The sequence below is a fragment of the Streptomyces sp. NPDC001493 genome (assembly GCF_053597235.1).
Genome location: NZ_JBSFHV010000036.1, coordinates 1 through 20,807, shown reverse-complemented (window position 1 = coordinate 20,807; position 20,807 = coordinate 1). Strand labels below are relative to the sequence as shown.

The 20,807-nt window shown below is 71.6% G+C and carries 17 protein-coding genes; 8 read left to right on the top strand and 9 right to left on the bottom strand.

Annotated elements, in window-relative coordinates; translation table 11 throughout:
* The first annotated feature begins 8 nt into the window (after positions 1-8).
* From pulA to ACWCWD_RS33675, 3 genes are all read left to right on the top strand, one after another.
* Positions 9-5,318 (top strand): pullulanase-type alpha-1,6-glucosidase, encoded by a 5,310-nt coding sequence (pulA, locus tag ACWCWD_RS33685; RefSeq protein WP_450778897.1) that lies wholly within the window; start codon positions 9-11, stop codon positions 5,316-5,318.
* A 203-nt stretch (positions 5,319-5,521) separates the two neighbouring features.
* Positions 5,522-7,597, top strand: a complete 2,076-nt coding sequence (locus tag ACWCWD_RS33680; RefSeq protein WP_450778895.1) for an ATP-binding protein — start codon at positions 5,522-5,524, stop codon at positions 7,595-7,597.
* A gap of 110 nt (positions 7,598-7,707) precedes the next feature.
* Positions 7,708-8,058, top strand: a complete 351-nt coding sequence (locus tag ACWCWD_RS33675) for a 5-carboxymethyl-2-hydroxymuconate Delta-isomerase (protein WP_450778893.1) — start codon at positions 7,708-7,710, stop codon at positions 8,056-8,058.
* A gap of 52 nt (positions 8,059-8,110) precedes the next feature.
* On the opposite strand, the gene ACWCWD_RS33670 is transcribed toward ACWCWD_RS33675, so the two are convergent.
* From ACWCWD_RS33670 to ACWCWD_RS33650, 5 genes are all read right to left on the bottom strand, one after another.
* A complete protein-coding gene (locus tag ACWCWD_RS33670) occupies positions 8,111-8,833 on the bottom strand; it encodes a TetR/AcrR family transcriptional regulator (RefSeq protein WP_450778891.1) in 723 nt (240 codons plus the stop codon).
* Positions 8,834-8,883: 50 nt separating this feature from the next.
* Positions 8,884-9,975, bottom strand: coding sequence for a PDR/VanB family oxidoreductase (locus ACWCWD_RS33665; RefSeq protein ID WP_450778971.1), 1,092 nt, complete (start codon positions 9,973-9,975; stop codon positions 8,884-8,886).
* A 9-nt stretch (positions 9,976-9,984) separates the two neighbouring features.
* The gene (locus ACWCWD_RS33660; RefSeq protein WP_450778889.1) at positions 9,985-10,890 is read right to left on the bottom strand and encodes a metal-dependent hydrolase; all 906 of its coding nucleotides are present in this window, start codon (positions 10,888-10,890) and stop codon (positions 9,985-9,987) included.
* Positions 10,891-11,056: 166 nt separating this feature from the next.
* The gene (locus ACWCWD_RS33655) at positions 11,057-11,716 is read right to left on the bottom strand and encodes a winged helix-turn-helix domain-containing protein (RefSeq protein WP_450778887.1); all 660 of its coding nucleotides are present in this window, start codon (positions 11,714-11,716) and stop codon (positions 11,057-11,059) included.
* A gap of 329 nt (positions 11,717-12,045) precedes the next feature.
* Positions 12,046-12,954 carry a DUF6891 domain-containing protein gene (locus ACWCWD_RS33650; RefSeq protein WP_450778886.1) on the bottom strand — a complete coding sequence of 303 codons (909 nt, stop codon included), beginning with the start codon at positions 12,952-12,954 and terminating at the stop codon, positions 12,046-12,048.
* Between the two features lie 108 nt (positions 12,955-13,062).
* On the opposite strand from ACWCWD_RS33650, the gene ACWCWD_RS33645 reads away from it, so the two are divergent.
* Positions 13,063-13,356, top strand: coding sequence for a hypothetical protein (locus tag ACWCWD_RS33645; protein WP_450778884.1), 294 nt, complete (start codon positions 13,063-13,065; stop codon positions 13,354-13,356).
* 138 nt (positions 13,357-13,494) lie between these two features.
* Here the strand turns inward: ACWCWD_RS33645 and glnII are convergent, their stop codons facing one another.
* On the bottom strand, positions 13,495-14,514 hold the full coding sequence (gene glnII / locus ACWCWD_RS33640) for a glutamine synthetase (protein ID WP_450778882.1): 1,020 nt from the start codon (positions 14,512-14,514) through the stop codon (positions 13,495-13,497).
* A gap of 277 nt (positions 14,515-14,791) precedes the next feature.
* Between glnII and ACWCWD_RS33635 the strand changes: the two genes are divergently transcribed.
* Positions 14,792-15,712 carry a Gfo/Idh/MocA family protein gene (locus tag ACWCWD_RS33635; protein ID WP_450778880.1) on the top strand — a complete coding sequence of 307 codons (921 nt, stop codon included), beginning with the start codon at positions 14,792-14,794 and terminating at the stop codon, positions 15,710-15,712.
* A gap of 6 nt (positions 15,713-15,718) precedes the next feature.
* Here the strand turns inward: ACWCWD_RS33635 and ACWCWD_RS33630 are convergent, their stop codons facing one another.
* Positions 15,719-16,450, bottom strand: coding sequence for an HAD family hydrolase (locus tag ACWCWD_RS33630; RefSeq protein ID WP_450778878.1), 732 nt, complete (start codon positions 16,448-16,450; stop codon positions 15,719-15,721).
* Positions 16,451-16,552: 102 nt separating this feature from the next.
* Positions 16,553-16,918, bottom strand: coding sequence for an ArsC/Spx/MgsR family protein (locus ACWCWD_RS33625; protein WP_450778876.1), 366 nt, complete (start codon positions 16,916-16,918; stop codon positions 16,553-16,555).
* Positions 16,919-17,050: 132 nt separating this feature from the next.
* On the opposite strand from ACWCWD_RS33625, the gene ACWCWD_RS33620 reads away from it, so the two are divergent.
* Together ACWCWD_RS33620 and ACWCWD_RS33615 are read left to right on the top strand one after the other, a co-directional pair.
* Entirely contained in the window at positions 17,051-17,362 is a 312-nt protein-coding gene (locus ACWCWD_RS33620; RefSeq protein WP_386894825.1) for a hypothetical protein, read from the top strand.
* Positions 17,363-17,471: 109 nt separating this feature from the next.
* Positions 17,472-18,275 carry a hypothetical protein gene (locus tag ACWCWD_RS33615; RefSeq protein WP_450778873.1) on the top strand — a complete coding sequence of 268 codons (804 nt, stop codon included), beginning with the start codon at positions 17,472-17,474 and terminating at the stop codon, positions 18,273-18,275.
* A 124-nt stretch (positions 18,276-18,399) separates the two neighbouring features.
* On the opposite strand, the gene glnA is transcribed toward ACWCWD_RS33615, so the two are convergent.
* A complete protein-coding gene (glnA, locus tag ACWCWD_RS33610) occupies positions 18,400-19,809 on the bottom strand; it encodes a type I glutamate--ammonia ligase (RefSeq protein ID WP_450778872.1) in 1,410 nt (469 codons plus the stop codon).
* A 220-nt stretch (positions 19,810-20,029) separates the two neighbouring features.
* Between glnA and ACWCWD_RS33605 the strand changes: the two genes are divergently transcribed.
* Entirely contained in the window at positions 20,030-20,497 is a 468-nt protein-coding gene (locus tag ACWCWD_RS33605) for an RDD family protein (RefSeq protein ID WP_450778870.1), read from the top strand.
* Positions 20,498-20,807 lie beyond the last annotated feature (310 nt).

The window sequence follows — 20,807 nt, the reverse complement described above, 5'->3', positions numbered from 1 at the left end:
AACCCTCCGTGTCCCGAACCACCCTCCGCCGGGGAGCCGTCGCCGCGCTGTGCGCCGCGCTGCTGCCCGTCGTACCGGCGGCGTCCGCGTCCGCCGCGACCAGACCACCTTCCCCGCCCTCGGACGCGTCCCTCGCCAAGGAGTCGTCCCGCCAGGACCTCACCCGCGAGCAGTTCTACTTCGTCATGCCCGACCGGTTCGCCAACGGCGACACCTCCAACGACAAGGGCGGCCTGACCGGCTCCCGCCTGGAGACCGGGTACGACCCCACGGACAAGGGCTTCTACCAGGGCGGCGACCTCAAGGGGCTCACCAACCGGCTCGACTACATCAAGGGCCTCGGCACCACCGCGATCTGGCTCGCCCCGATCTTCAAGAACCGCCCCGTGCAGGGCACCGGAGCCGACGCCTCGGCCGGCTACCACGGCTACTGGATCACCGACTTCACCCAGGTCGACCCCCACTTCGGCACCAACGCCGACCTGGAGAAGCTGATCGACAAGGCCCACGGCAAGGGCATGAAGGTCTTCTTCGACGTCATCGCCAACCACACGGCCGACACCGTCGACTACACCGAGAAGACCTACGGCTACCAGCCGAAGGGCGCCTACCCCTACCTCGACACCGAAGGCCGCCCCTTCGACGACAGCGACGGCATGGCGAAGGTGGACGCGGACTCGTTCCCGTACACCCCGAAGGTGACCGCGAAGAAGGTCCCGTCCTGGCTCAACGACCCGACGATGTACCACAACCGGGGCGACTCCACCTATGCCGGCGAGTCCACCACCTACGGTGACTTCTCCGGGCTCGACGACCTGTGGACCGAGCGTCCCGAGGTCGTCTCCGGCATGGAGAAGATCTACGAGAAGTGGGTCCGCGACTTCGACATCGACGGGTTCCGCATCGACACCGTCAAACACGTCGACATGGACTTCTGGACCCAGTGGGCGACCGCCCTCGACACGTACGCCGCGAACCACGGCCGCGACGACTTCTTCATGTTCGGCGAGGTCTACTCCGCCGACACCGCGATCACCTCGCCGTACGTGACCCAGGGCCGGCTCGACGCGACGCTGGACTTCCCCTTCCAGGAAGCCGCCCGCCAGTACGCCTCCCAGGGCGCCCCCGCCGCCAAGCTCGCCGCGCTCTACGCCGACGACTACCGGTACACCACCGACAAGGCGAACGCCTACGAGCAGGTCACCTTCCTCGGCAACCACGACATGGGCCGCATCGGGACCTTCCTGAAGCAGGACAACCCGAACGCCTCCGACGCCGAACTCGTCAAGCGGGACAAGCTCGCCAACGAGCTGATGTTCCTCGGCCGCGGCAACCCCGTCGTCTACTCCGGTGACGAGCAGGGCTACACCGGCGCCGGCGGCGACAAGGACGCCCGCCAGCCCCTCTTCGCCACCAGGATCGCCGACTACCTCGACGACGACCAGCTGGGCACCGACCGTACGCACGCCTCCGACGCGTACGACACCACGCACCCGCTGTACAAGTCGATCGCCGCGCTCTCCAAGCTCACCAAGGACAACCCGGCCCTGCGGGACGGCGTCCAGACCGAGCGCTACGCCGAAGGCTCCGTCTACGCGTACTCCCGTATCGACGCCAAGCACTCCAACGAGTACCTCGTCGCCGTCAACAACGGCACTGAACCCCGGACCGTCGAGCTCACCACCGAGTCCGCCCGAATGAACTTCCGTACCATCTACGGCGGTTCCGCCACCGTGCGCAGCGGCTCGGACAAGAAGGTCACGGTCACCGTGCCCGCCCTGTCCAGCATCGTGCTCCGCGCCGACCAGACGCTCGCCGCCCCCGCCACCAAGCCCACGGTCACCCTGAAGGCCCCGGCGGCCGGCGCGACCGGCACCGTCGAGATCTCCGCCGACGTCACCGGCGGCCAGCTCGACCGCGTGGTCTTCGCCGCCCAGACCGGCAACGGCAAGTGGCGCACCCTCGGCACCGCCGACCACGCCCCGTACAAGGTCACCCAGGTCGTCGACGACTCGGTCGCCGCCGGAACGCCCCTGCGGTACAAGGCCGTCGTCGTGGACCGCACCGGCCGCACCGCCAGTGCGCTCGCCTCCACCACCGCCGGCCAGACGCCGCCCGCCGCCAAGCCGGTGGCCGTCGAACGCGACTACGCCGTCGTCCACTACAAGCGCGCGGACGGCGACTACACCGGCTGGCAGCTCAAGTCCGGTGACACCACCGCCGAGTTCACCGGCCGTGACGCGTACGGCGCGTTCGCCTGGCTGAAGCTGGCGGAGGGCACCTCCACCGTCCCGTACACCATCGAGAAGGACGGCACCGCCGACGGCCCCCAGCGCACCGTCGACCTCTCCACCACCGGCCAGGTCTGGGTCGCCCAGGGCGACGACGGCCAGGTCACCGAGGTCCCCGACGGCGCCGGCCCCTCCACCGACACCACCAAGGCCGTCCTGCACTACCACCGCGAGGACGGGAACTACGACGGCTGGGGCCTGCACACCTGGACCGGCGCCAAGGACCCGACCGACTGGGCCAAGCCGCTCCAGCCGGTGAAGAAGGACGCCTACGGGGTCACCTTCGAGGTCCCGCTCGCCGAGGGCGCCACCTCGCTCAGCTACATCCTCCACAAGGGGGACGAGAAGGACCTCCCGAGCGACCAGTCCCTCGACTTCGCCGGCAAGGGCCACGAGGTCTGGATGCTCGGCGGCACCGCGAACTACCTCCTCCCGGCAGCCGCCGGGGTCCCCGCCCCCGACCTGACCAAGGCCGAGGCGCAGTGGATCGACGCCGACACCGTCGTCTGGAAGGTCAAGGCCACCGCCGCCACCAGCGAGCAGCTCGTCTACGCGCCGAACGGCGGGATCTCCGTCGTCGACGGGGCGCTCTCCGACGAGGGCCAGTGGCTGCGGCTCAACCCGACCGCCCTGACCGACGCGCAGAAGGCGAAGTACCCGCACCTCAAGGACTACCCGGCCTTCCAGGTCGACGTCCGCGACCGCGACCGGATCCGTGAATCCCTGCGCGGCCAGCTGATCGCCACCCAGCGCGCCGCCAACGGCGCCCTCCTCGCCGCCACCGGCGTACAGATCCCCGGCGTGCTCGACAGCCTGTACCCCAAGGCCACCGGCGCCGCCCTCGGCCCCGTCTTCGACAAGGGCACGCCCACGCTCTCCGTGTGGGCCCCCACCGCCCGTACCGTCGCGCTCGAACTGGACGGCAGGACCGTCCCGATGCGCCGCGACGACACCACCGGCATCTGGTCCGTCAAGGGAACCAGGTCCTGGAACGGCAAGCCCTACCGCTACGTCGTCCAGGTCTGGGCGCCCACCGTCCAGAAGCTCGTCACCAACAAGGTCACCGACCCCTACTCCACCGCCCTGACCACCGACTCCGCCCGCAGCCTCGTCGTCGACCTCGCCGACCCGAAGCTCGCGCCCGCAGGCTGGTCCGCCCAGAAGAAGCCCGCCGCCGTCCCGATCAGCGGCGCGCAGATCCAGGAACTCCAGATCCGCGACTTCTCCATCGCGGACCCCACCTCGAAGCACCCGGGCGAGTACCTCGCCTTCACGGACACCGCCTCCGACGGCATGAAGCACCTCAAGGAGCTCGCCGACTCCGGCACCTCCTACGTGCACCTGCTGCCCGCCTTCGACATCGGCACCATCTCCGAGAAGAAGTCCGACCAGCAGCAGCCCGCCTGTGACCTCAAGGTCTACGCCCCCGACTCCGCGGAGCAGCAGGCCTGCGTCACGGCCGCCGCCGCCAAGGACGGCTTCAACTGGGGCTACGACCCGCTGCACTACACCGTCCCGGAGGGCTCCTACGCCTCCGACCCGAACGGCACCAAGCGCACCGTCGAGTTCCGGGAAATGGTCCAGGGCCTCAACAACGCCGGACTGCGTACCGTCATGGACGTCGTCTACAACCACACCGTCGCCTCCGGCCAGGACGACAAGTCCGTCCTCGACCGGATCGTGCCCGGCTACTACCAGCGGCTCATGGACGACGGCTCCGTCGCCAACTCCAGCTGCTGCGCCAACACCGCGCCCGAGAACGCCATGATGGGCAAGCTCGTCGTGGACTCGATCGTCACCTGGGCCAAGCAGTACAAGGTCGACGGGTTCCGCTTCGACCTGATGGGCCACCACCCCAAGGCGAACATCCTCGCCGTGCGGAAGGCGCTCGACGCGCTGACCCTCGCCAAGGACGGCGTCGACGGAAAGAAGATCATCCTCTACGGCGAGGGCTGGAACTTCGGCGAGGTCGCCGACGACGCCCGCTTCGTCCAGGCCACCCAGAAGAACATGGCCGGCACCGGCATCGCCACCTTCGACGACCGCGCCCGCGACGCCGTGCGCGGCGGCGGCCCCTTCGACAGCGACCCCGGCGTCCAGGGCTTCGCCTCCGGCCTCTACACCGACCCCAACAACTCCACCGCCAACGGCACCGAGGCCGAGCAGAAGGCCCGCCTCCTGCACTACCAGGACCTGATCAAGGTCGGCCTCTCCGGCAGCCTCGCCGGCTACACCTTCACCGACACCTCCGGCAAGGAGGTCACCGGCGCCGGCGTCGACTACAACGGCCAGCCCGCCGGATACGCGGCCGCGCCCGGCGACGCCCTCGCCTACTCCGACGCCCACGACAACGAGAGCCTCTACGACGCCCTCGCGTTCAAGCTCCCCGCGGACACCTCGGCCGCGGACCGGGCCAGGATGCAGGTCCTCGCCATGGGCATCTCCACCCTCTCCCAGGGGCCCTCGCTCTCCCAGGCGGGCACCGACCAGCTGCGCTCCAAGTCCCTGGACCGCAACTCCTTCGACAGCGGCGACTGGTACAACGCCATCCACTGGAACTGCCAGGACGGCAACGGCTTCGGCCGGGGACTGCCGCCCGCCACGGACAACCAGGACAAGTGGTCGTACGCCGCACCGCTGCTGACCAACCCCAACCTCACCCCCGGCTGCGCGCAGATCAACGGCGCGTCCGCCGCCTACCAGGACCTGCTGAAGATCCGGAGCACCGAGAAGGCTTTCGCCCTCACCTCCGCCTCCCAGGTCCAGTCCACCCTCGCCTTCCCGCTCTCGGGCAAGGACGAGACCCCCGGCGTCATCACCATGACCCTGGGCGACCTGGTCGTCGTCATCAACGCCACCCCCTCCACCACCACCCAGAAGGTGGACACGGCCGCGGGCAAGAAGTACGCCCTGCACCCCGTGCAGGCGGCGGGCGCCGACCCCACCGTCAAGCAGTCCCGGTACGAAGTGGAATCCGGCAGCTTCACCGTCCCCGGACGGACCGTCGCCGTGTTTTCACATCGCTGACACCGAAGGGCTACGGTGTGACCGCACGCGTCGGCGACCGAGCCGCAGCGGCCCGGCGTCGAGCACCGTAACTCCGCGGTAGAACCGGCCGGTCACGGCGCCGCTCCTTCAGGGGAGGGGCGCCGGGGCCGGCCGGTCCGGCCGGGTGGCGGACACCGTCCGGCCCGTCGGCGCACCAGGCCCGAGCACGCCGGACGGTGATGATGAAGATCGTGGGAAACCTGCCCGAGGAGACGAGCAGTTTCATCGGCCGCAGCGTCGAACTCCTGCGCCTCGAATCCGCCCTGACGCCCTATTACCTCGTCGGCCACCGGCTCACCCCGCACCGCATGACCACACTCGTCGGCCCCGGCGGCGTCGGCAAGTCCCGCCTCGCCGGACGCGCCACCCGCCTCGTCGCCCACCGCTACCAGGACGGCGTCCGCTGGGCCGACCTCTCCCCCCTCTACGACGACGACCTGCTGCTGCCCACCGTCTCCGACGCCGTCGGCCTCGCCGACCACGCCCTGCGGATGCCCGTCGACGCGCTCTGCGAATGGCTCGCCGACAAGAACATGCTGCTCGTCCTCGACTCCTGCGAACACCTGCGCGCCCCCACCGCCCACCTCCTCGGCGAACTCCTCACCATCGCCCCCGGCCTGACCGTGGTCGCCACCAGCAGACAGCCCCTCGGCGTCCGCGGCGAGAACGTCGTGGAAGTCCCCCCGCTGCCCTATGAGGGCGAGAGCGACGCGCTCACCCTCTTCCGCGACCGGGTACGCGCCTCGGCCCCCGGCATCACCTTCCGGCGCCCCGCCGACACCAGGGCCGCCGACGAGATCTGCCGCCGCCTCGAAGGACTCCCGCTCGCCCTGGAACTGGCCGCCGCCTCCGCCCGCCGCCACACCCTGAGCCAGATCGCCGACCGCCTCGGCTCCCGCCTGGACATCCTCAGCGACGACTCCCCCCGCCCCCGCCGCCACCGCGCCCTCATCACCACCATCGGCTGGAGCCACGAGCTGTGCACCCCGCTCGAACGCCTCCTGTGGGCCCGCCTCACCCCGCTCCGCGGCGACTTCGACGACGAGGCCGCCCGGGAGGTCTGCGCCGGCGGGCCGCTCACCCCCGACGGGGTCACCGAAGCGCTGCGGGGACTCGTCGCCAAGTCCGTCGTCAAACGCGACGGCGACCGCCACCACATGCTCGACACCCTGCGCGAGTACGGCCGCATGTGGCTCGTCGAACTCGGCGCGGAGGAAGTGGCCGGCGCCGCCCGCCGGCACGCCGCCCGCTTCTTCCGCCTGGCCCGCCGCGCCCACACCGGCTGGACCGGCCGCGACCAGGTCGCCTGGTACCACAAGGTCTCCGAGAGCCACCTCGACCTCTGCGCCGCCCTCGACCACCTGCTGGTCCACGACATCCGCGCAGCACAGGAGATGGCCGGACGCGTCGGCTTCTTCTGGGGCTGCTGCGGCCACCTCACCGCCGCCCGGAGCTACGCCCGGCGCGCCCTGGAAGGCGGCCCCGTCGACGGACCCGACCGCACCAGACTGCTCTGGGTCATGGGCGTCGCGGCCCTGCTCCAGGGCGACTTCGAGGCCGCCGAACGGCTCGGCGCCCAGTGCACGGCCCATGCCGAGACCGACGGCGACGACGAGGGCATCCTCAACTCGACCTACCTGGCCGGGCTCACCCACATCATGAAGGGCGAACCGCGGACCGCCCTCGAAGCCGCCGACCGCGCCCTGCGCCTGACCGGGGCGAGACCGGTCGAATCCGCCTACCGCCTGCGCTGCCAGCTCATCACGGTCTTCTCCCTCAGCGGCCTCGGCCGGCTCGACGAGGCGGCCGAGGCCGCCGCCGTCCTCAGAGCCGCCTGCGAGGAGCACGACGAGCACTGGACCCGCAGCTACGCCGACTACCAACTCGCCCTGATCGCCCTGCTCCAGGGCCGCCCGGACGCCTCGGCCGCGCACGCCCGCACCATGCTCCAGGGCAAGCACCGGCTGCGCGACAGCTTCGGCATCGCCCTCGGCCTGGACATCCTCGCCTCCGCCATCGCCGCCCAGGGCCAGGGCGCCCGCGCCGCCCGGGTGTACGGCACCGGGCAGGTGTACTGGCGGATGGTCGGGCACCCCCAGCGCGGCACCCCCGACATCGCCCCGGTGCGCGAGACCTGCGAGCGCCGGGCCCGGGAGGCCGTCGGCGACGCCGCCTACCAGCGCGCCTTCGAGAGCGGCCGCACCGAGAGTGCCGAGGCGGGACTCGCCGCGGCGCTGTGGGACGGCTCCCGCATCTGAGAGCGCGGGTGAGGGGCGGGGTGCCTGGTGAGACCCGCTTGTGCGGCACGGGTGCCCCCCGTCAGAGTTGGCGACGACCATGTCCGCCCCACCCGCAACGGGAGCGCCTGATGCCTCACATCACCATCGACTACTCCGCCGGACTCGAAGACGCCTTCGACAGCCGGGGCTTCGCCGCCGAGCTGCACCCGCTGATAGCCCGGACGATCACCACCTCGGCCGCGGCCTGCAAGACCAGGCTCCGCCGGGTCGAGCAGACGCTGTTCGGCGAGGGCGCCGTCGACGGTTCGCTCATCTACGTCGTCATCGCCATACAGCCCGGCCGCACCCCGGAGCTGCGGGGGCAGCTCACCGAGTCAGTCCTCGCGCTGCTGGACGAACACCTCAAGCCGGCCGACGGCCACCGGATCGACACCGTGGTCGAGACCCGCGACCTCGACCTCTCGTACCGCAGGAACTAAAGCGTGTTGTGGGCCCTTCGGCCTACGGCCCGTTCCTCCGCGCGACCACCGGTCACGGCTGCCGCTGCGGGGGGACGGCGGGCACCCCGGCGGTCAGCGTGCCGAGACGGGTGAGCAATTCGCCGAACGGGCCGTCCGAGGGCTCCTGTTCGATGACCCGCAGCACGATGGTGGCCAACTCCTGGTCGTACGCGGCGCTCACGGCGGCCAGCGCCGCGAAGTCGTGCACCAGCTGGAGTTCCAGCTCGGCGCGGGGGACGCGCTTGCCGTCCAGCCAGAGCAGCGCCGTCGCCTCGGCGAGCGACACCCAGGTGCGTACCACCAACTCCAGCCGGGCGGAGGGGACCTCGACTTCGAGGTGGGCGAGTATCTGCTCGTACGCGGCCTGCCGCACCCCGTCGATCATGGCGTTGGTGGTGGAGGAACCGGCCGCCGGGCCGCCCCGCATGAGCGCGGAGAAGCCGGGCCCGTGATCCTCCACGAAGTCGAAGAACCGGCCCATCACCCTCAACAGGCGCGTGCCCAGCGGGCCTTCGCGCGGCTCCACGAACCGCTCCGCCAGCTCGTCGGCGGCCCGGCGCAGCGCGGCCTCGTACAGGTTCTGCTTGCCGGGGAAGTAGTGGTACACCAGCGGGCGGGAGATGCCCGCGGCGGCGGCGATCTCGTCGATCGACACCTCGTCGGGGGAGCGACTGCTGAACAACTCCAGTGCGACGCCGATCAACTGCTGTCTGCGCTCGTCGACACCCATTCGGCGCCGCACCCCGGTGGTCATGCGAACAGCCTAACCGGGGCGCGGAGGGCGGCGGGACCGGCCCGGCCAACCTACAGATCGAGGACCAGTCGCCCGCCCCGGCACCGGGAGACGCAGATCAGCATCGAATCGGCGCGTTCCGCGTCCGTCAGCAGCTCGTCACGGTGGTCGATCTCGCCGTCCAGCACCCGCTGTTGGCAGGTGCCGCAGAAGCCCTGCTCGCAGGAGTACGAGACATGGGGCAGCTCCTCGCGCACCGCCGACAGCACCGACTGGCCCGCCGCCACGGACACCGTCCGGCCCGAGCGCGCCAACTCAACCTCGAACCCACCCGAGTCGGCGCCGGTGTCCGTGTCCGGCCCGGTGGCCGCGAACCGCTCCAGGTGAAGGGTGCACCCGTCCGGCAGGGCGGCGGCGACCGCGTCCATCAGGGGGCCGGGGCCGCACACGTACACGGCGGTCCCCGGCGCGAGCGCGGCGAGCGCACCGGCCACGTCCGGGTGCCCGGCGGTGTCCTGCGGGACGACCGTCACCCGGTCCCCGTCCGCGCCGAGCTTCTCGATCTCGTCGAGGAAGGGCATGGCGGCCCGCGACCGGCCCCCGTACAGCAGCCGCCAGGGCGCCCCGGACGCGGCGACCGCCCGCAGCATGGGCAGGACCGGGGTGATCCCGATGCCGCCCGCGACGAAGAGGTAGCCGTCCGCGTCCACCAGCGGGAAGCGGTTGCGGGGCGCCCGTACTCCGACCTCCTCGCCCTCGTGGAGCCGGGCGTGCACCTCGCGGGAGCCGCCCCGCCCGTCCTCGGCCAGCCGGACCGCCACCGTGTACGTCCCCGGGTCCGCCGGGTCGCCGCAGAGGCTGTACTGCCGCACGGCACCCGAGGGCAGTACCAGGTCGAGATGGGCTCCCGGCTCCCACTCGGGCAACTCGGGCCCCTCCAGCCGCAGCTGGACGACGCCCTCGGCGGGCGAGGTCCGCTCGGTGATCAGCAGCCGCCGGACGGTGGTGGCGCGGCGTCCCGGCCGCCCGGAGACGGGTTCCTCCAGGGCGGGCATCGGCCAGAGCGGGGAGGCGGCGACACGCTCGCGCAGCGCCCGCCGGGCGAGCAGCGCGGCACCGGCACCGGCGACCAGCAGCACGATGCGGACACGGGGCAGGGGCAGGGCCATGGGTCAGTGGTCTCCCGTCGTACGGGCCTCGGCGGCGAGTGCCGCGGGCGAGCGGGCGAGATAGCCGACGGCCTGGGCGGTGCTGCCGGTCCGCGAGGGGTGGTAGCGGCGGCTCAGGTAGTCGGGGACGGACCGCAGGATCTCCGCCGCCGGGGGCAGGGTGCCCTGCTTGCCGCTGTTGTGGAGCGCCCGGAACGACGCCCGGCCGTCGGGGAGTTCCGGGTCGTTCTCCATGAAGAAGCGGACCCCGCGCTGCCAGAGGAAGACCAGCGCGGAGAAGGCGGTGGCCCAGGTCCGCACCCGGCGCCGGTAGCCGCCGTCCACGTGCAGGAACACCTCGAACGCCACCGAGCGGTGCTCGACCTCCTCGGCGCCGTGCCACCGCAGCAGGTCCAGCATCGTGGGGTCGGCGCCCCGCCGGTCGAGGGCGTCCGCGTTGAGTATCCAGTCGCCGAGGAACGCCGTGTAGTGCTCGATCGCCGCCGTCATCGCCACCCGCTCCATGAGCCACCACTCCCGCGCCCGCCCGGGCGGCAGGGTCCGGTCGCCCAGCAGCTTCTCGAAGAACCAGTCCACCTGCGCGGTGTACGGCGTCGGGTCGAGCCCCAGTTTCTTCAGGTGCGGCAGGACGTCGTCGTGGGCCTGCGAGTGGACGGCCTCCTGGCCGATGAACCCGATGACGTCCGCGCGGAGCCGTTCGTCGCGGATGTACGGGAGCACCTGCCGGTACACCTGGATGAACCAGCGCTCCCCGGCCGGCAGCAGCAGATGGAGGACGTTGATCGTGTGCCCGGCGAAGGGATCGCCGGGCACCCAGTGCAGCGGGGTGTGCTCCCAGTCGAACGAGACGTTACGGGGCTTGAGGGGCGTCCGCTCCGAAGTGACCGCCGCCGGCTGCTTGTTGGACATGGTGTCAATGTACTGACGGGTACGGTGCAGGACCAGATGCGTGCAGGCCCTTCCTCGGAGCGGTCGCGCGTGCGGGCGCCCGAGGCCGGCCGCGGACGGCACGAGGCCCCGGCCCACGCGGTACGAATCCGCGCGGACCGGGGCCTCGTTCGTGACAACAGACCTGTCAGGGGGCGTACTTGTATCCCACGCGGCGGACGGTCTGGATCGAGTGGCGGTGCTGGGCGCCCAGCTTGCGGCGCAGCCGGGCGACGTGGACGTCCACGGTCCGGCCGTCGCCGACGTGACCGTAACCCCAGACGGTGGTCACCAACTGGTCGCGGGTGTGCACCCGGTGGGGGTGGGCGACCAGGTGGGCGAGGAGCTCGAACTCCAGGTAGGTGAGGTCGAGCGCCACTCCGTCCACCGTCGCGATGCGCCGGGTGGAGTCGATGAGCACCGGACCGTCCGTCGTGGACGCGGCGGGAGCCTCGCGCACCACGGCCTGCGGGGCGAGCACGCCCTGCGGGAGCGCTCCCGCGGCGAAGGGCCGGGCGTCCGGGAACGCGCCGGCGAGAGCGGCCTGCTGGTCGGCCGGTACGAGGACGAGGTAGCCGATCATGGGCGGCCGCCCCGGCAGGGTGGGCAGGGAGTGCTGAGGCGCGGGCAGCCACGTGGCCCCCGGCGGCAGGAAGTCGGCCATGTCGGTCAGCCGGACGACGTCGTCACGGTCGACGGCACGGAGCCGACGGTTGGGGGAGTGGGTGCGGGCGGTGGTGGTGGCCGCAGCGGGGGCCGCCGATGCCGCGGTGGCGGCGGAGGCGGAGAGAGAACGGGCGTTCGCCATGAGGGTCAGCTCTTTCGCGCGAGGAGTCGTCGAGGGACGTACGTCGTGCGCGCGGGCCGAAGACCGGGGTGAGCGGCTTTAGAGGGCCTGCGCGTTCCTCGCGCGGCAACACACCCGGTCGAAGTCGTGGTGCTGACGGGAAGGCCAGAACGGCTCAAGGTCGCTGCGACCCGATGAGGTGTACTGGAAGCCGGCCATGAGCCCATTGAAGCAGAGAATGTGGCGCGGCAGCAGTCTCCTCTCACCCGTCGATACGGACCCTTTGCGTCGCGCTTCTCACACCCGGCCCCCGGACCGCGCCCGCACCCGCCCTGACCTGGCCCGACTCCTCAGCCCACCAGCCGCTTCCGCCAGTCGGGCAGCGGCAGCTCGATCGCCTTCGACGGATTGCCGTCCCACTCCACGGTCAGTCCGGCGTCCCGGAGCGCCGCCGCCACCTCGCCCCCGACCGCGGTGGTGGTCTCCTCGGAGTCGTCGAACCCGCCGTAGTACAGCGCGAGTCCATGGCCCGCCGCCGCGCTCGCGGTGCCCTGGGAGTGGAAGAAGACGAATCCCCGCGCCGACTCGTCCTCCGCCCACACCTCGCTCATCCCGCAGGAACGGCAGCAGGTGAAGTTCTGCCGGGCGGTCAGACCGGCCGCGTCCAGGGCGGCGAACGCGCGCTCCAGCCGGTCGGCGTCGCTCACCCCCGTCCACCGCTCCTGCTCCTCCACCCGCTCCAGCCAGAGCCGCTCGACGACGGCCCGCGCCTGCTCCCGGGTGACGGGCGACACCCCGTCCTTCGTCAGGCAGTCGGCCGCCCATCCGGTCAGCGTCTCCACCGTGCCGAACCCGCCACGGAGTTCACCCCGGACGGCCTCCTCCAGCCGTGCCAGGACCTCCGGTTCCGGAGCGGGTACGGGCTCCGCCGCGGGCAGCCCCAGGGGCTCCCAGCCGATCCCCGCGTCCCACTCCTCCTCCTGCCGCGCCCAGCCGACCATGGCCCCGGCGACCCGCTCCGGGTCGGACAGCTCGGCCCGGTAGTGGTCGGTCGGGCCGCCCGCGCGGTACTCCAGCTCGTACGGGCCGTCCCCCTCCTGCCAGACCTGCACGAACCGTCCGGGCCGGTCCGGCACCCGCTGCACCACCAGGAACCGGTTCTCCGGCCCGCCGATCCCGAGGACCAGGTCCGTCAACCCGTCCGCCGTCGGGCGCGTGTACGTCTGTCGGCCCTCGGTCTCCACCTTGATCTCCAGCATGGAGCCACTCTGGCACGCTCCACCGACAGCGCCCCGCCCGCGGGCCGATAACCTGCCCGCAGAGCGCGCCGACGACGGCCCGCGCGCCGAACGAAGGCTGAGCGACCGGTGATCCGAGACCTGTACAACGTCCGCCCGCAGCCCATGGAGGGCGACCCCACCCCCCTGACCGAGGACGAGGAGCGGCGCGCGCGGGCCACGCTCTTCCACGACCTCGGCACCGTGATCGCCGAACGCGGCTGGGTCCGCTTCCCCGCGTACTCGCCGGAGGAACGCCGCCGGCTCGTCGACGTCGCGCACCGGCTCGGTGAGCACTGGGGGCAGCGGGTCCACGTCGTGGCCGAGGACCAGTGCGCGCTGAGGCTCCACCTGGACGGGTACGGCACGCTGCCGGCCGGGTGAGGGCGTGACGGCGTGACCGCGTGAGGGACGGTCCGGCCGCGCACTCCACCGCGAGTCATGTGCCCCCGTACGTACGACGAGAGGCGCCCACCGGAAAACCCGGTGGGCGCCTCTCGTCGTACGGGGAGGTGCGGGGGATCAGCCCTGGTCGGCCTTCTCCAGCGCGGTGCAGCAGGTGTCGACGATCAGCCGCGTGACGACGTAGGGGTCGACGTTGGCGTTCGGGCGACGGTCCTCGATGTAGCCCTTCTGGTCCTGCTCGACCTGCCACGGGATACGGACCGAGGCGCCGCGGTCGGAGACGCCGTAGCTGTACTCGTTCCACGGGGCGGTCTCGTGCAGACCGGTCAGACGCTCGTCGATGCCGGCGCCGTAGTTCTTGACGTGGTCGAGCGGCTTCGAGCCCTCGCCCAGCGACTCGCACGCGGTGATGATCGGGGCGTAGCCCTCACGCATCGCCTTGGTGGAGAAGTTGGTGTGCGCACCGGCGCCGTTCCAGTCGCCCTTGACCGGCTTCGGGTCGAGGGTGGCGGAGACGTTGAAGTCCTCGGCGGTGCGGTAGAGCAGCCAGCGGGCGATCCACAGCTGGTCGGAGACCTCCAGCGGGGACAGCGGACCGACCTGGAACTCCCACTGACCGGGCATGACCTCGGCGTTGATGCCGGAGATGCCGAGACCGGCCTTCAGGCAGTTGTCGAGGTGCTTCTCGACGATCTCGCGGCCGAAGATCTCGTCCGAGCCGACACCGCAGTAGTAGCCGCCCTGCGCGGCCGGGAAGCCGCCCTCGGGGAAGCCGAGCGGACGGTGGCCCGAGAAGAAGGTGTACTCCTGCTCGATGCCGAAGATCGGCTCCTGCGAGGCGAAGCGCTCGGACACCGGACGCAGCGCGGCACGGGTGTTGGTCGGGTGCGGCGTCATGTCGATGTTGAAGACCTCGCACAGCACGAGGACGTCGTCACCGCCGCGGATCGGGTCCGGGCAGGTGAAGACCGGCTTCAGCACGCGGTCGGAGGCGTGACCCTCGGCCTGGTTCGTGCTCGAACCGTCGAAGCCCCAGATGGGCAGCTCCGCGCCGTCGGCCAGGATGCGCGTCTTCGAGCGCAGCTTGGCGGTCGGCTCGGTGCCGTCTATCCAGATGTACTCAGCCTTGAACGTCACGGAAGCCATCCTTTGCGGGTGCTGCGAGGTCTATGCGCGCAGCTTGGCAAGACGCGATTTCCCAACCGTTGCCCCAATGTGAACCCCGTGTTACCGACGTTTTCCGCGCGTGAACCACGTCACAGCCGTGGACCGCCCCGCCCCCGGGCCTCCCCGGCCGTACGGGTACGAGCCCCGGCGGCAGCCGCGTGTGCCGCCGCCCGCACCCCTCGCGAGCTCGTCGTATACGGGGCCGCGCCCGTGGGCCGTACCCGGCCCGGGCCGCACACTGGTACCCATGACGACTTCCGCGACCCCCCTGCGCATCGGACTGCTCGGCACCGGACCGTGGGCCCGCAGGACCCACGCCCCCGCCCTCGCCGCCCACCCCGGCGCCGAACTGACCGGGGTGTGGGGCCGCCGCCCCGAAGCGGCGACCGCCCTGGCCGACGCCCACGGGGTCCCGGCCTTCACCGGCGACGACGGCCTCGACGCGCTGTTCGCCGCCAGCGACGCCGTCGCCATCGCCCTGCCGCCGGACGTGCAGGCCCCGATCGCGGCCCGCGCCGCTGCCGCCGGATGCCACCTCCTGCTCGACAAGCCGGTCGCCACCACCGCGGCCGGCGCCCACGAGGTCGCCGACGCCGCCGCCCGGGCCGGTGTCGCCTCCGTCGTCTTCTGCACCCTGCGCTTCGCCCCCGCGACGGCCGCCTGGATCGCCGAACAGGCCGCGCTGGACGGGTGGTTCACCGCACGCGGCCAGTGGCTCGGCGCGCTCTACGCCCCCGGATCGACCAGCGAGTACGCCGCCTCCCCGTGGCGCGGCGACAAGGGCGGCCTCTGGGACGTGGGCCCGCATGTCCTCTCCGTACTCCTCCCGGTCCTCGGCGACGTGACGGAACTGACCGCCGTCCGGGGCCCGTCCGACACCGCGCACCTGGTGCTCCGCCACACCTCCGGCGCCTCCAGCACCGCCACCCTCGGCCTCGCCGCCCCGCTCGGCGCGGCCGGCACCGACCTCGAACTCCGCGGCGAGCACGGCGTCGCCACCCTGCCCCGCTGGGGCGGCGCCCTGGACGCCTTCGCCGGAGCCGTCGACGCGCTGGCGGAAGCCGTACGCACCGGAGAACCGCACCCCTGCGACGTACGGTTCGGGACACGCCTGACCGAGCTGCTGGCGGAGGCCGAAGCGCAGATGGGGCCGGCGGACCGGGCCTGAGCCCTCTCAGCCGGCTTCGCGCGACAGGCGGCCGGGGAGGTCGGTGAGCCGCTCGACGCGGAACACCGTCCCGTCGGCCGCCGGCGACGGCCCACCCGTGACGAAGTCGATGCCGCGGTCCAGCCAGATGCCGGTGAGCCCGGCGAGGTTCGCCGCGTGCACGTCGCTCGACAGCATGTCGCCCACGTTGGCCGCCCGCGCCGGTTCCGTCCCCATCCACGCGCAGGCGGCGGCGTAGGCGGCGGGCTTGGCCGCGCCGAGCTCGGCCGGGGTGAGCACCGCCTCGAAGTGCTCCAGAAGACCGAAGCGGGCGAGTTTGGCGCGCTGCTGCCCGGGGTCCCCGTTGGTGAGGACCGCCAGCCGCGGAGCCCGGGGCAACTGCTTCAGTGCCTCCAGGCACGGCTCGACGTCGGCATAGGTCTCCCAGGACTCCTCGAACGCGGCGAGGTAGTGGCCGTCGATCCAGGCATCCAGCGACTCGGGGCGCTCCGGAACCGGCTCGCCGAGCAGCGGCAGGAACGAACGCGCCCTGCGCCGGTGGTGCTCGGCGAAGGAGCACTCGCCGGCCAGGTACTCCCGCATGTGGCGCGCCTCCAGCGCCCACCACGCCGCGGCCAGCTCCTCCGGCGGAGCCGTCGCGCCCGGCGCGTCCCGGACGATCCGGCCGATCGTCTTCCAGACCGCGCTGCGATGATCGACGAGAGTCCCGTCCAGATCGAAGAAGATCACATCTGTCATGACGTGATCATCGTGCAGCGTCCGGGTCCAGGAGACGGACATCGCGATTCTCCCCGCGGAACGCGTGAACCCGACGGCCGGCTCCCGGCCGGGGCGCGCCGCTCACTCCGTACGACCCAACGCCTCCCGTACCGCCTCCTCCGAGCGTCCCACCACGGCCGTCCCGTCGTCCGCGGTGATGATCGGCCGCTGGATCAGCGCCGGTTGGGCGGAGAGCGCCCCGATCCAGCGGTCGCGATCCGCCGCCTCCCGGGGCCACCCGCCGATCCCCAGCTCCTTCGCCACGGCCTCCCCGGTCCGGGTGATGTCCCACGGCTCCAGCCCGAGCCGGTCCAGCACCGTCCGGATCTCGTCCGGCGTCGGCACGTCCTCCAGATACCTGCGCACGGTGTACGACGCCCCCTCCGCGTCCAGCAGCGAAACGGCGCTCCGGCACTTCGAGCAACGCGGATTGATCCAGATTTCCATGCCACCGAGGATACGGCGGAAGAGTCCCGGAGCGAGGGCTGAAATCCCCTCTGGCCAGGGGCGATTGTCAGTGCGAGGCGGTAAAATGGAGGCAGTTCGTGAGGGTTCCACCACCGCGCCAGGAGGTTGCCGATGGCCGTCGCCGCAGTCACGACCAAGCCGCTCGACCCGACGCTCCACGCCCCGTTCCTACCGATGCAGCCGTTCGCCGCGCCGCAGCCCAAGAAAAGGCTCCCGGCGGGCCGCCCCCGCGAGTGGTACATCGCCCACAACCGCCGCCTGAAGGCCATGCGGCTGACGATCGCCCTGCTCGACTCCGGCGTCTACCAGCCCTCCAGCGCCAGCAACCACCGCATACGCCGCGCCGCCGAGCGCCTCGGCATCCACCCGCCGTCCGACGCCACCTGCCGCATGGTCCGCACCCTGATCCGCTACGGCCGCTGACGGCTCCGTTCCACAGAAGGCCGCGCCCCGCATCCCCGTCTCTCCGGGGTGCGGGGCACGGCCGTTCGGCCTCCGACCGGTTGTCAGCGGTGGCTGACAGACTCCCGGCATGTCACTCGCCACCCTGACCTTCGACCACTGGTGCGCCCTGGACGGGGCCACCGCACTCCGCCACGCCGAGGAGGCCGCCCGCCAGGTGGGCGGCACCCTGGCCGAGTGGGAGAGCGACCCGGCGCGGGGCCGGGTCCCGCACCGCGCGGTGATCGAACGGGACGGACAGCGGTACGCCCTGATACCCGGCGGCGAGGTGCGGGTCGGATTCGACGTGGCGGCGTGGACCCCGACCGCCGAACAGCTCCGCTCCTACCGCGAGGAGACCCTCGCGGGCGGCTTCGGCTTCGGAGCCGACCTCTCCGCCCACCTGGCCGAGGTCCTCACGCCCCGTCGCACGGTCACCCTCCCCACCGTCCTCATGGCGGTCGAGGCCGAGCCACTGCCCGACGTACCGTCCGAGGTCCCCGGCCTGCTCGCCGCCCGGGGCCTGCGTCCGCCCACCCCCGACGAGTGGGAGCACGCCTGCGGCGCCGGCGCCGAGACCCTCTTCCGCTGGGGCGACACGTACCCCACCGACCACTCCCCGTACGGCGACGGCACAGGCCCGCACCGCCTGCCCAACGCCTTCGGCCTGCACATCGGCTACGACGTGTACGAGGCGGAGATGACCGGCGACCCCGCCCGCGTCCACGGCGGCGACGGCGGCGAGGCCGTCTGCGGCGGCTACGGCACCTTCCTGAGCTGGCTGCCCCTCGCCACCGCCCACCACAACCCCGGGATCGCGGAGTTCCTGCACTCGCCCGACGGCGAGGACCTGTACGAGGACTTCTCGGTCCGGGCGGTCATCGAGCTGGGGTGACGGGGGGTCCGGGCCGGCAGCGACGGACGGACGAACGAAAGGAGCGCCGCCGCCACCCGCCGAGGGGTGGAGACGACGCTCCTTTTCGATCGGAAGCCGCCCCGGGGGTACCGGGAGCCGCTCCTTAGAGGTCGAAGTACAGCTCGAACTCGTGCGGGTGCGGCCGCAGCTGGATCGGGGCGATCTCGTGGGTGCGCTTGTAGTCGATCCACGTCTCGATCAGGTCGGTGGTGAAGACACCGCCGGCCTGGAGGTACTCGTTGTCCTGCTCCAGCGCCTCGAGGACGGCCGGGAGCGAGGTCGGGACCTGCTGGACGTTGGCGTGCTCCTCCGGAGCCAGCTCGTACAGGTCCTTGTCGATCGGCTCGGCCGGCTCGATCTTGTTCTTGACGCCGTCGAGGCCGGCCATCAGGAGCGCCGCGAACGCGAGGTACGGGTTCGAGGACGGGTCCGGGGCGCGGAACTCGACGCGCTTGGCCTTCGGGTTCGAGCCGGTGATCGGGATGCGCATCGCGGCGGAGCGGTTGCGCTGCGAGTACACCATGTTGACCGGGGCCTCGAAGCCGGGGACCAGGCGGTGGTACGAGTTCACCGTCGGGTTGGTGAAGGCCAGCAGCGACGGGGCGTGCTTGAGGATGCCGCCGATGTAGTAGCGGGCCATGTCCGACAGGCCGGCGTAACCCTGCTCGTCGTAGAAGAGCGGCGAACCGTTCTGCCACAGCGACTGGTGCACGTGCATGCCCGAGCCGTTGTCGCCGAAGATCGGCTTCGGCATGAAGGTCGCGGTCTTGCCGTTGCGCCAGGCGACGTTCTTCACGATGTACTTGAAGAGCATCAGGTCGTCGGCCGCGGCGAGCAGCGTGTTGAACTTGTAGTTGATCTCGGCCTGGCCGGCGGTGCCGACCTCGTGGTGCTGGCGCTCGACCTGGAGGCCGTTCTTGTCCAGCTCCAGGGAGATCTCGGCACGCAGGTCGGCGAAGTGGTCGACCGGCGGGGTCGGGAAGTAGCCGCCCTTGTAACGGACCTTGTACCCGCGGTTGTTCTCGACCGCACCGGTGTTCCAGGCGCCGGCCTCGGAGTCGATGTGGTAGAAGCTCTCGTTCGCCGACGTCTGGAAGCGGACGTTGTCGAAGACGTAGAACTCGGCCTCGGGACCGAAGTAGGCGGTGTCGGCGAAGCCGGTGGAGGCGAGGTACGCCTCGGCCTTCTTGGCCACGTTCCGCGGGTCACGGCTGTACTGCTCGCCGGTGATCGGGTCGTGGATGAAGAAGTTGATGTTGACCGTCTTGTCGCGGCGGAAGGGGTCCACCCGGGCGGTCGACAGGTCGGCGCGGAGCGCCATGTCGGACTCGTGGATGGCCTGGAAGCCGCGGATCGACGAACCGTCGAAGGCGAGTTCCTCGGCCGGGTCGAAGCTCGCTGCCGGGATGGTGAAGTGCTGCATCACACCGGGCAGGTCGCAGAAGCGGACGTCGATGAACTTCACGTCGTTGTCCGCGACGTACTTCTGCACTTCGTCGGCGTTCTGGAACATCCAACTCCTCCTACTCCCGGCCCGGAGGGACGGGGTTGTAGCTCGTGTGTGTCGCCAGTGCGGTGGCGCACGTTGAGGGCGACCTTAGGCAGACGGGATTTCCCAAGCATGACCCATTTGTTTCGCCCAAGTTAACCGGGCGCGCGGTGGGGGGCACCCCAACGCCTCATCCCGTGCCCCGGGCGGCAGGAAGCAAACCCGCTCGCAGTACCGTGGTCGGGTGGACAACAGGCAAGCAATCGGATCGTGGCTCTCCGGCCCCCAGGCCGCCGCCGAGGAGATGGGCGTCGACTTCGGCTACCGGGGCAAGCGCCTCGGCCTGCCCGAGCAGGGCCCGGGGGCCGTGGCCCCGCTCGGCCGCCGCTTCGGGGCGATCTTCATCGACTGGGCGCTGTGCATGGTGATCGCATACGGGCTCATCGCTCCCGGTGACCAACAGGCCGCCGGCAACTGGGCGTTGCTCGTCTTCCTGGTCATGAGCTTCCTCACCGTCGGCACTCTCGGCTTCACTCCCGGCAAGCGCCTGCTGCGTCTGCGGGTCGTCTCCCAGGACGGCGGACGGTTCGGTCTGGTGCGCGTCCTCGTACGGAGCGTCCTGCTGGTCCTGGTGATCCCGGCTCTCATCTGGGACCGCGACGGGCGCGGACTGCACGACCGGCTCTCCCGGTCCGTCCAGGTCCGCCTCTGACCCTGCCGGGAGCCCCCGGCGGCGCCCCGCGCGCCCCCGGGCCCGGGGCTGCTCCCGCCGGCCCCGGAAAAGGGCCGGGAGCGTTCCGCCATCCGGACAACCGCATCCGTACGATGACCCGTCCCGTTCACCATGTGGACGAAGCCACCATGTGGGCGGCACAGGAGCACGCGACGGGACGGCGGGCGCACGGGACGGGTGCGCGGTGGCGCACCAACCCCCGCGAGCCGATCCACGTACCACCCGCACGCGAAGAGGGGCGGCCCCCCCCCGGGAGGGGGGGGGCGCCCCCAAGCTGGTGGGGGTGTCG